Annotated in this window: 9 protein-coding genes; 4 read left to right on the top strand and 5 right to left on the bottom strand. The window is 75.0% G+C overall.

Translation table 11 applies throughout. The annotated features are described in order from the left end of the window. The coding region (locus tag F8274_RS28215) for a glycosyltransferase family 4 protein (protein ID WP_151465401.1) at window positions 1–1495 on the bottom strand (1495 nt) is incomplete at its 3' end. Window positions 1496–1745: 250 nt separating this feature from the next. Here F8274_RS28215 and F8274_RS28210 point away from each other — a divergent pair. Continuing rightward, the gene (locus F8274_RS28210) at window positions 1746–2279 is read left to right on the top strand and encodes a GNAT family N-acetyltransferase (protein ID WP_225854013.1); all 534 of its coding nucleotides are present in this window, start codon (window positions 1746–1748) and stop codon (window positions 2277–2279) included. Between the two features lie 16 nt (window positions 2280–2295). Here F8274_RS28210 and F8274_RS32135 read toward each other — a convergent pair whose 3' ends face one another. Then, a complete protein-coding gene (locus F8274_RS32135) occupies window positions 2296–2520 on the bottom strand; it encodes a hypothetical protein (RefSeq protein WP_225854012.1) in 225 nt (74 codons plus the stop codon). Window positions 2521–2769: 249 nt separating this feature from the next. On the opposite strand from F8274_RS32135, the gene F8274_RS28200 reads away from it, so the two are divergent. Further along, complete coding sequence (locus tag F8274_RS28200; protein WP_151465399.1) at window positions 2770–4920, top strand: glycogen debranching N-terminal domain-containing protein; 2151 nt, start codon at window positions 2770–2772, stop codon at window positions 4918–4920. A 41-nt stretch (window positions 4921–4961) separates the two neighbouring features. Continuing rightward, window positions 4962–6260 (top strand): NAD(P)/FAD-dependent oxidoreductase, encoded by a 1299-nt coding sequence (locus F8274_RS28195; protein WP_151465398.1) that lies wholly within the window; start codon window positions 4962–4964, stop codon window positions 6258–6260. 16 nt (window positions 6261–6276) lie between these two features. Here F8274_RS28195 and F8274_RS28190 read toward each other — a convergent pair whose 3' ends face one another. The 3 genes from F8274_RS28190 to F8274_RS28180 form a co-directional block, all read right to left on the bottom strand. After that, the gene (locus F8274_RS28190) at window positions 6277–7404 is read right to left on the bottom strand and encodes an AI-2E family transporter (protein WP_151465397.1); all 1128 of its coding nucleotides are present in this window, start codon (window positions 7402–7404) and stop codon (window positions 6277–6279) included. Window positions 7405–7445: 41 nt separating this feature from the next. Then, a complete protein-coding gene (locus tag F8274_RS28185; protein WP_192580026.1) occupies window positions 7446–8237 on the bottom strand; it encodes a spermidine synthase in 792 nt (263 codons plus the stop codon). 61 nt (window positions 8238–8298) lie between these two features. Beyond that, the gene (locus F8274_RS28180; protein ID WP_151465395.1) at window positions 8299–9273 is read right to left on the bottom strand and encodes a DUF2267 domain-containing protein; all 975 of its coding nucleotides are present in this window, start codon (window positions 9271–9273) and stop codon (window positions 8299–8301) included. Between the two features lie 185 nt (window positions 9274–9458). Between F8274_RS28180 and F8274_RS28175 the strand changes: the two genes are divergently transcribed. Then, on the top strand, window positions 9459–9758 hold a 300-nt coding region (locus F8274_RS28175; RefSeq protein ID WP_151465394.1), incomplete at its 3' end, for a hypothetical protein.

Here is a 9758-nt window from a genome sequence, read left to right as displayed (position 1 = left end):
GACAGGGCAGCAGCCGGCGGTACGCCGCCTCCAGCACCTCGGCCTGCGCCGACCAGGTCCAGCCGGCGAGCAGGCCCGGCCGGTCGTACGCGGCGCGGTGCCGGGCGGGGTCGGCCAGCACGGCGGTCACCGCGCGGACGAGGTCGTCGACGTCGCCGGCCCGGAACACCTCGCCCTGGCCGGTCTCCCGCACCGTCGCCGCCATGGTCCGCACGTCGCTGACCACCACGGGCAGCCGCGCGTGCGCGTACTCGAAGAACTTGGTGATCAGGGCGATCTCGTGGTTGGGCCAGCGGTGGATCGGGATCACCCCGACGTCGGCGCCGGACAGGAACGGCACCACCTGCCAGTGCGGCACGTACGGCAGCACGTGCAGCCGGTCGGCGACGCCGAGCCGGGCGGCCCGCTCGGCGAGCCGCTCGACGTACCGCAGCGCCGGGTTGACCACCAGCGCCAGGTGCACGCCGGGCAGCCGGGGCAGCGCCTCGACAAGGGTGTCCAGCCCACGCTGCGGGGCCGCCGCGCCGCTGTAGACCAGCAGCGGCACGCCGGGGGCGAGCCCGCACTCGGCCCGCAGGTCCGGCGGCGGCGCGTCGTCGGCCGGGCGGTGCTCGTCGGCCGGGGCGTTGAGCAGCACGCCCGGCTCCTCGGCGAGCCGGTGCTCGCGGCGCAGCAGCTCGGCCAGGTCCGCCGAGACGGTGAGCACCGCGTCGGCGTACGGGGCGTACTCCCGCTCGTGCGCCCGGTGGGCGGGCAGCCAGCGGGCGTGGTCCCGCCACGGTTTGATCCCGGGCAGGAACTCGTGGGCGTCCCAGACCAGCGCCACCCGGCGGCCCTCACCGGCGGCGCGGATCTTGGCGCGGGCGCCGACGCCGAGCATCCGGAAGTCGTGCGCGTGGATCAGGTCCGGGCGCAGTCGGTCCACCTCGGGGCCGTACGCCAGCTCGTAGTCCCAGAGCCCCGGCTCCAACCGCCGCCACGCCCGGTCACCCTGCACGAGCTGCCAGAACAGCGTGTAGGCCCGGTCCCACGGTCCCCGGAAGCGGCGGCCGTACCGGACCCGGTTCATCATCCTGGTGCGCAGCCACACCCAGCGGTCGAGCAGCCGGGCGGCGACCTCCCGCCGGCGCAGCGCGCGCCGCGCGCGGCCCAGCCGGGCGCCGGCCAGCTCGCCGTCGGCGGCCCGCCGCGCAACCAGGGCGCCGCGGACGGCCAGGTCGGCGCGCCAGGCCCGGACCCACTGGGCGCGGTGCTCGGCGATGCCGTCCGACCGGTACGCCAGCGGCCAGCGCAGCGAGCGGCGGAACTCGTGCCGGCGCCGGTGCAGCGGCTCGGGCACCGGCAGCAGCCGCACCTCGGCGGCGCCCAGCCGCCAGGTCCGCTCGACGCCGTCCGGGGAGCGGCCGAGCAGGGTGACGTCCCACCCGGCCTCGGCGGCGGACCGGGCGATCTTCTGCACCCGGGAGTCGCCCTCGACCTTGTTGTCGACGAGCATGACGATCCGGCCGCGGCGCGGCGGTGTCGCCTCCTCGTGTGCCACTGCTGGTCCTCCGCTGGTCGGCCGGCCTGTCCGGCGTGCCACCACGCTGCTGGAGACACCCGTCGGCGGGGCTACGCCGACGTGACGGCAAGGTGACCGAGAGGAGGCGGTTGGGTGGTGACCCGGGACAGGCGGGCACGGACGTCGAGTCGCGTCCCGAGCCCGGTTGGACAGCGGGCGGACGGGTGACCGAGAGTGGATCACCGTGAGGTATCTGCGCAGCGACGGCCGCGTCGCGATCCGCCGTCCCCGCCCCACCGACGAGGCGGAGTTCGTCGCCGCCGCACGGCGCAGCCGCGACCTGCACCACCCGTGGCTCGCCGCGCCCGACGACGCCGAGCGGTACGCCGGCTACCTGCGCAAGATCCGGGGGCGGGACAGCTCCGGGTACCTGCTCTGTGACCGGGCCACCGGCGAGATCGCCGGGTACGCGAACATCAGCGGCATCGTCCTGGGCGCGCTGCGCGGCGGCTACCTGGGCTACGCCGCCTTCCTGCCGTACGCGGGCACCGGGCACACCTCGGCCGGCCTCCGGCTGGTCATCGAGCACGCGTTCACCGCGCTGGGGCTGCACCGGCTCGAGGCGAACATCCAGCCGGGCAACGAGCCGTCGAAGACGCTGGCCCGGCGGCTCGGGTTCCGCCTGGAGGGCTTCTCGCCGGACTACCTGTTCGTCGACGGCGCCTGGCGGGACCACGAGCGCTGGGCGATCACCGCGCCGGAGCCGGGGCGGGGCTGACGGCGCGGCGAGTGGGTCAGCTGCCGGGCTTCGGGAACGCCACGGGGCTGCGGTGCCCCGCCCGGTCCACCGCCCGCACGCCGAAGAACATGTTGTCCTTGGACAGGTCGATCGTCACCTCGGTGACGTCGCCGACCGGCAGCACCTTCTGCCACTCGGGGGCGGTGGTTTCCCGCCACACCACCTCGTAGCCGGCGAGGTCCGGGGGCTGCTGGACGTACGACTGGAGTGCGACGACCATCCGGCCGCCGGAGGCGGCCGCGTACCCGGCGAGCTGGGCGTGGATCCAGTCCCGGGCGGCGCCGATCCCGCGTACCGGATCGTTCTGGTCCGACAGCGTGTGCCGGGTGCCGAACGCGGCGAGCCGGCGGACGAGGGCATCCTCGCCCGCGATCGTGACAGTTGTCCATATAGGCGACTGTTGATGGGGGCGGAATTCACCCGGAGCGGGTGAGGCGGGTCTCGCCCGCGCTCCTCCTACGGTGACGGCATGGCTGTCGCACGTCCGACTCCCGCCGACCCGACACCCGGCCTGGCGGCCGCTGCCGGGCCGGGCGACCAGCGAGCCGTTCCGCCCGAGCTGGGCCCCGAGTCGCTGGCGGTGCTCAGCGGGCCCACCTTCATGTACTCCGACCCCGCCGGGGACGTGCCCCCGGGCAGCATCGGCGGGCTGGTCCACCTGGACACCCGGCTGGTCAGCGGTTGGGTGCTGACCGTCGACGGCCACCGGTTCCCGGTGCTGCGCTCGGAGACCCTCGACCACTACTCCGCGCAGTTCATGCTCACCAATCCCGAGCTGCCCGGTCTGCCGCCGGACAGCCTCACCGCGCGCCGGCTGCGCTACGTCGGCGACGGGTTCCACGAGCGCATCGAATTCGTGTCTTTCTGCACCGAACCGGTCCGGTTCGAGGTGCGGCTGGCCGTCGCCGCCGACTTCGCCGACCTGTTCGAGGTCAAGTCCGGGGTGCGGGACCGCTCCGCCGACATCGTCCGCGGGCACGGCGCCGGCGGCGCCGCGCTCTCGTTCCGGTACGAGCGGGACGGCTTCACGGCCACCACCGAGCTGCGCTCCAGCGTCCCCCCGGACCGGATCGAGGGCGACGACCTCGTCTGGCAGGTGGAGCTGGACCCGCGCGCGGACTGGAAGGTGGACCTGGTGGTGCCGCTGGCGCCCGGGCTGGGGGTGGTGGAACCGGTGCGCGGCGACATCGCCGAGGTGGTGCACCGCCGGGCCGACGACCCGCTGCGCCGGTGGACGGAGAGCCGGGCGCTCCTGCACAGCGACAACCCGGTCCTGGAACGGGTCGCCCGCAAGACCCGCTACGACCTGGCGGCGCTCCGGCTCGAGCTGGAGGTCAAGGGCCAGCGGGTGATGCTGCCCGGGGCCGGGCTGCCCTGGTTCCTGACCGTGTTCGGCCGGGACACCTTGATCACCGCCTACCAGACGCTGGTGGCCGGGCCGGGCCTCGCCCAGGGCGCGCTGCTGGCGCTCGCCCGGCTCCAGGGCACCCGGTGCGACGACTTCACCGACGAGGAGCCCGGCCGCATCCTCCACGAGGTGCGCAGCGGCGAGCTGACCCGCACCGGGACCAAGCCGTACACCCCGTACTACGGGACGGCGGACGCCACCCAGCTCTGGTTGATCCTGCTCTCCGAGTACTGGCGGTGGAGCGGTGACGACGAGCTCGTCCGCCGCCTGCGCGAGCACGCGCTCGCCGCCCTGCACTGGGTCGACGCCTACGGCGACCGGGACGGCGACGGCTACGTCGAGTACGCCACCCGCTCGCCGGAGGGGCTGGGCAACCAGTGCTGGCGGGACTCCCCGGACGGGGTCTGCTTCTCCGACGGCCGCATCCCGGTGCTGCCGATCGCCACCAGCGAGATCCAGGGCTACACCTACGACGCGAAGCTGCGCCTGGCCGAGCTGGCGGACGGCCCGCTGGCCGACGCGCCCCTGGCCGCCCGGCTGCGCGCCGACGCGGTCCGCCTGTACGAGCGGTTCAACCGGGACTTCTGGCTCGACGAGCGGGGCGGCTTCTACGCGGTCGGCCTGGACGGCGACAAGACGCCGATCGACTCGAAGACCTCCAACATGGGTCACCTGCTGTGGAGCGGCATCGTCCCGCCGGAGCGCGCCGAGGCCGTGGTGCGCCAGCTCATGCACGAGGACATGTTCACCGGCTGGGGCATCCGCACCCTGTCCCGGGAGGACCGGCCGTACAACGCCCTCGGCTACCACCTCGGCACGGTGTGGCCGCACGACAACTCGATCGCCGCGCTCGGGATGGCCCGCTACGGCTACCGGGCCGAGGCCAACCGGATCGCCCTGGCCCTGCTCGACGTGGCCGAGCAGTTCGGCTACCGGCTGCCGGAGGCGCTCAGCGGGTACGCCCGGGACCGGACCATGTTCGCCGTGCCGTACCCGACCGCGTGCAGCCCGCAGGCGTGGGCGGCCGGCGCGCCGCTGGCCCTGATCCGGGCCATGCTCGGCCTCAACCCGGTCGACGGCCGGTTGGAACTCGACCCGGACGTGCCCCCCGAGCTGGGCCGGGTCACGGCCGAGCGGGTCCGCGCCTTCGGCCGCCGCTGGGACCTCGAGGCGGTCGCCCGGACCGGGTACGTCCGGCTCGCCCCCGACTGACGCCACGTTTGTCGGGGTCCTCGACGGGAACGGCAGCAGGCATGACGAAACCTCGTGTGGTGATCGTGGGGGCCGGGTTCGCCGGATACCACGCGGCGAAGACGTTGAGCCGGCTGGCCGGCAGGCAGGCCGAGATCGTCCTGCTGAACACGACCGACTACTTCCTCTACCTGCCGCTGCTGCCCGAGGTCGCCGCCGGGGTGGTCGAGCCCACCCGGATCTCCGTGCCGCTCGCCGGCACCCTCGACGGCGTCCGCGTGGTCATCGGCGAGGCGGACCGCGTCGACCTGCAGAACCGCTGGGTCGGCTACCGCTCCGCCGAGGGGGACCACGGCCAGCTCGCGTACGACCGGCTGGTGCTCTCCGTCGGCAGCGTCAACAAGCTGCTGCCGATCCCCGGGGTGACCGAGTACGCGCACGGCTTCCGCGGCCTGCCCGAGGCGCTGTACCTGCACGACCACGTGGTCCGCCAGGTCGAGCTGGCCGAGCTGGCCGAGGACCCGGCCGAGCAGCGGTCCCGCACCACGTTCGTGGTGGTGGGCGCCGGCTACACGGGCACCGAGGTGGCCGCGCACGGCCAGCTCTTCACCGACCGGCTGATGGCCCAGCGTCCCCACCTCAAGGTGCGGCCCCGCTGGATGCTGCTGGACGTGGCCCCGCGCGTCCTGCCCGAGCTGGACCAGCGTCTGTCCGTCACGGCCGACCGGGTGCTGCGCCGCCGCGGCGTCGACGTGCGGATGGGCACCTCGGTGTCGGAGGCCACCCCGGACGGGGTGATGCTCACCGACGGCGAGTACGTGCCGACGTGCAGCCTGGTCTGGTGCGTCGGGGTGCGTCCCGACCCGTTCGTGGCCGAGCTGGGGCTGCGCACCGAGAAGGGGCGCCTCGTGGTCGACGAGTACCTCAACGTCCCCGGTTACCCGGAGGTGTTCGCCTGCGGCGACGCGGCGGCCGTGCCCGATCCGACCCGTCCCGGGCAGGTGTGCGCGATGACCGCCCAGCACGCGCAGCGGCAGGGCAAGCTCGCCGCGCGCAACATCGCCGCCTCGTACGGGCGGGGCACCCGGAAGTCGTACAAGCACCGCGACCTGGGTTGGGTGGTCGACCTGGGCGGCAAGGAGGCCGCGGCCAACCCGCTGCACGTGCCACTGGCCGGCCTGCCGGCCAAGGCGGTCACCCGCGGCTACCACCTGTACGCCATGCCCAGCAACCGGGCCCGGGTCGGCGCGGACTGGCTGCTCGACGCCACCCTGCCCCGCCCGGCCGTGCAGCTCGGCCTGGTCCCGGCGAACGCGGTGCCGCTGGAGAGCGAGTCGCCCGAGGTGGTGCGCCGCCGCTGATCCCGTCGCGCGCGGCTCAACCGCCGGCCGGCGGCGCGTTCCCGTCCCCGGGAGCCCGCCCGCCGGCCGGACGCCGTTCCGGGCCCGGGACGGCGGGGACGGCCAGGGCCTGCCGGCCGGCGTGGGCGAACTCGCGCAGCAGGACCTGCGCGATCCCGGCGACCGGAATGGCCAGCAGGGCGCCCACCAGGCCGGCCAGTTCGGCGGCGAGCAGCACGCTCACCAGCACGGTCAACGGGTTCAGCCGGACCGCACGGGCCATGATGACCGGTTGCAGCAGGTGGTTCTCGACCTGCTGGTAGACCACGAAGAAGACCAGCACCACCACGCCGGCGGTGGGGGAGTGCAGGAACCCCGCCCCGGCCGCGACGATCGCCCCGATGGTGGCCCCGACCAGCGGCACCAGGTCGGCCAGCGCGACCACCAGGGCGATCACCCCGGCGAACGGCACCCCGACGAGGAAGAGCACCGCGAAGGTCAGGCCGCCGCAGATGACACTGATGAGCAGGTTGCCGCTCAGGTAGCCGGTGATGATCCGGGAGGAGTCCCGGCCGATGCGCCGCAGCCGCTCGGCCGCGCCGTCGCCGATCAGCTGCAGCGTGCCGGCAATGATCTTCGGCGCCTCCAGCACCATGAGGTAGGCCAGCACCACCACGGTGAGCACCGCGGCGACGATCTCCAGCACACCCCGGAGCACGCCGACCGCCGGCTGGCCGAGCCGGGAGCCGTAGCGCTCGATCTGGTCGGCGTGGGTGTCCGCGTACCGGAGCAGGTGGAACCGGTTCAGCACCTCGCCGAGCGGTCCCCGGCCGGCGCGCGCCTCCCGGAGCAGCTCCGGCGCCCGGTCGGCGAACCGGCCCAGCTCGTCGGCCAGCGGCAGCACGATCATCGCGCCCAGCGCGGCCAGCAGCACGAAGGTGGCCAGGAAGACCAGCAGGGTGGCCAGCGCCCGGCGCCGGACCAACCGCCGTTCCACCCGGTCGACCAGCGGGTTCAGGGCCACCGCGAAGAACGCCGCGACGAGGCCCCAGACCAGCACCCGCCGGGTCGCCCAGACCAGCGCCAGCCCGAGCAGCGTGGCGAGCACCAGACCGATCACGATCAGCGCCCGGCGGGCGGTGGACCGGTCCTCGGCTCTGCTCATCCGGCGCGGCTACCCGCGCGGGACCGGTGGAAACCCGCCGGTCAGCGCTCGGCGAGGGTGGCGTCGGTGGCCGGCCGGGTGCCGGCGACGAACGCGTCCAGCGTCGCCCCGTGCAGCACACCTCCGGGCACCGGGTCGCCGGCGGCGCGGGCGACGAGCCGGCGTACTGGCAGCCGGTCGGGGCGGATGGCCGCCGCGAGCACCAGGTTGCCGTACCGCCGGCCGCGCAGCATCCGCCGGTCGGCGACCAGGCAGACGTCGGCGAAGACCGCCCGCAGCGTGGCCACCTGCGTCCGCGTCTGCACCAGCGGCGGCAGGTCGGTGACGTTCACCAGAAGGACGCCGTCCGGGCGGAGCACCCGGGCCACCTCGGCGGCGAACTCCACGCTCGCCACGTGCCGGGGCATCCGGGCCGCCCGGTAGACGTCGGCCAGCACCACGTCGTACGCCCCGGCCGGGGCGGACGTGACCGCGTCCCGGGCGTCGCCGATCTCGACGACCACCTCGGGCGGCACCGGGGGCAGCTCGCGGCGGACCAGCTCGACCACCGCCGGGTCCCGCTCGATCACCCGCTGGGGTGAGCCGGGCCGGGAGGCGGCCAGCCAGCGGGGCAGGGTGAGCGCTCCGCCGCCCAGGTGCAGGACGGTCAGCGGCCGGCCCGGTGGGGCGGCCAGGTCGACCACGGCGGCCATCCGCCGCACGTACTCGAAGTGCAGGTGGCGTGGGTCCGCCACGTCGACGTAGGACTGTTCGACCCCCGCGGCGAGCAGCGTCCGGCCGGTGGGCCGGGCCGCGTCCACGACGATCTCCAGGGCCTCGGCGTCGCTCTCCACGGCGGGCAACGGTACCCCGGGCCGGCGGGCGTGACGCCCGCCGGCCCGGACCGGCCACGGCTCAGCCGGCGGCCATCCCGGCACCGGCCTCGTCGATCGCGTCGTCGACCTGCCGGGCCAGGTCCACGTCCGACGCCGACACCCCGTCGACCTGCTGGCTGCGCACGGTGAGCACGGCGCTGTCCGGGTCGGGACGGCCGATCTGCGGGCCGCGCCCGGTCTCGCCCCGGAGCTGGTCGAGCCGGTCGAGCACCCGGTCCAGGTTGCCGTTCGGCAGCTCGATGGTGCGCACCAGCGACTGGCGGTCACTGGACCAGTACGGCAGCCGGCCGAGCGCGTCGCGCAGTTCCTGCTCGTCGAGCGGGGCGGTGGCGGACGTCGCGCCCACCAGGCCACCCCCGACGGCCGGCGGCGGCGCGAGCAGGTCCCGCAACCCGTCCGGCACGCGCAGCGACTCGACGAGTTCGCCGTCCGCGTCGGCCAGCGCGGCCAGGGTGGCCTGCGCCTGGTAGCGGGCCTGTTCCGGCGTGAGGCGGCTGCGCCGGCCCACCTCGGCGAGGAAGCCGGGCAGGTCGTGCCGCCGCTCGACGCCGTCGACCGGCACCACGTCGTGCAGCTTCACCGGCACCGCCTCGAGCAGCCGCTCCCGCTCGGCCTCGTCGAGCGCCCGGGCCAGCGCGAGCACGGTCGCCTCCGCCGCCACCTTGGCGGTGGAGAAGTCGACCCCCGCCCGCCGGCTCACGTCGCCGACGAGATCCCGGTAGCCCAGGGTGGTCACCGGGGCCGGTCGCTCGTCGGGCAGCGGGCGCGGGCGCTCCGCCACGGCCGCGGGCGGCGGCGCGGGACCGCCGCGCGTCGTGTCCGGCTTGCGCTGGCCGGCCGGCGGCGGGCCGGACCGTTCGCTGCGGTCCAGCGAGGTGATCTGCTTGGACGCGCTCAGGCTGGCGCCGGTCTGGCTGGGGAGCCGACCGCGTCCCCGGGCGTCCCGGGCCAGGGCCCGGCGGCGCTGGTTGTCGCCCTCCATCTGCTTGCGCATCGTCGCACCTCGTTCCTGGTCGGTTGCGCTTGCGCCGGTCGCCTTCCCGGCGCTGCCGGGAAGGAAACGGCCGCCGGCGGACCGGCCGGCTTCACTCGCTGCGGGTGAGGGCTGGTCACCCCGGGGGGCCGCACGATCGTGGTGGACCGGAAGAACTTCCGACGCACGCGGAAGGGCAGGTCGTCATGAAACGGATCGTGGAGATCGTCCCCGCTCGGCCCGGCTGGTACGCGAGGTGGCATGTCGATCCGGAGGGCACCCGCAGCTATCCGGTGACCCTCTGGGCGCTCCTGGAGGAGAGCGACGGCAGCGGACGCGAGGTCGTCGGCGTCGACTGTGTGGGGCAGTGGCCGGGAGCCGACGACAACGAGGTGGGTGGGGAGTTCGTCCGTTACCTGTTCCAGACGCCCGATTCGGGGACGCCGGAGGACGCGGCGTCGCCCACGGTGGGGGAGCTGCGCGAGTCCGGACCGCGCCTGCAGGCC

Source organism: Micromonospora sp. AMSO31t (assembly GCF_008868175.1).
Taxonomy (GTDB): domain Bacteria; phylum Actinomycetota; class Actinomycetes; order Mycobacteriales; family Micromonosporaceae; genus Micromonospora.
This window is presented reverse-complemented; position numbering and strand designations above follow the sequence as displayed.

Coding starts and splice junctions, on each gene's coding strand:
- F8274_RS28195 (WP_151465398.1), top strand. CDS start 4,962: ATGACGAAACCTCGTGTGGTGATCGTGGGGGCCGGGTTCGCCGGATAC.
- F8274_RS32135 (WP_225854012.1), bottom strand. CDS start 2,520: ATGGTCGTCGCACTCCAGTCGTACGTCCAGCAGCCCCCGGACCTCGCC.
- F8274_RS28200 (WP_151465399.1), top strand. CDS start 2,770: ATGGCTGTCGCACGTCCGACTCCCGCCGACCCGACACCCGGCCTGGCG.
- F8274_RS28180 (WP_151465395.1), bottom strand. CDS start 9,273: ATGCGCAAGCAGATGGAGGGCGACAACCAGCGCCGCCGGGCCCTGGCC.
- F8274_RS28190 (WP_151465397.1), bottom strand. CDS start 7,404: ATGAGCAGAGCCGAGGACCGGTCCACCGCCCGCCGGGCGCTGATCGTG.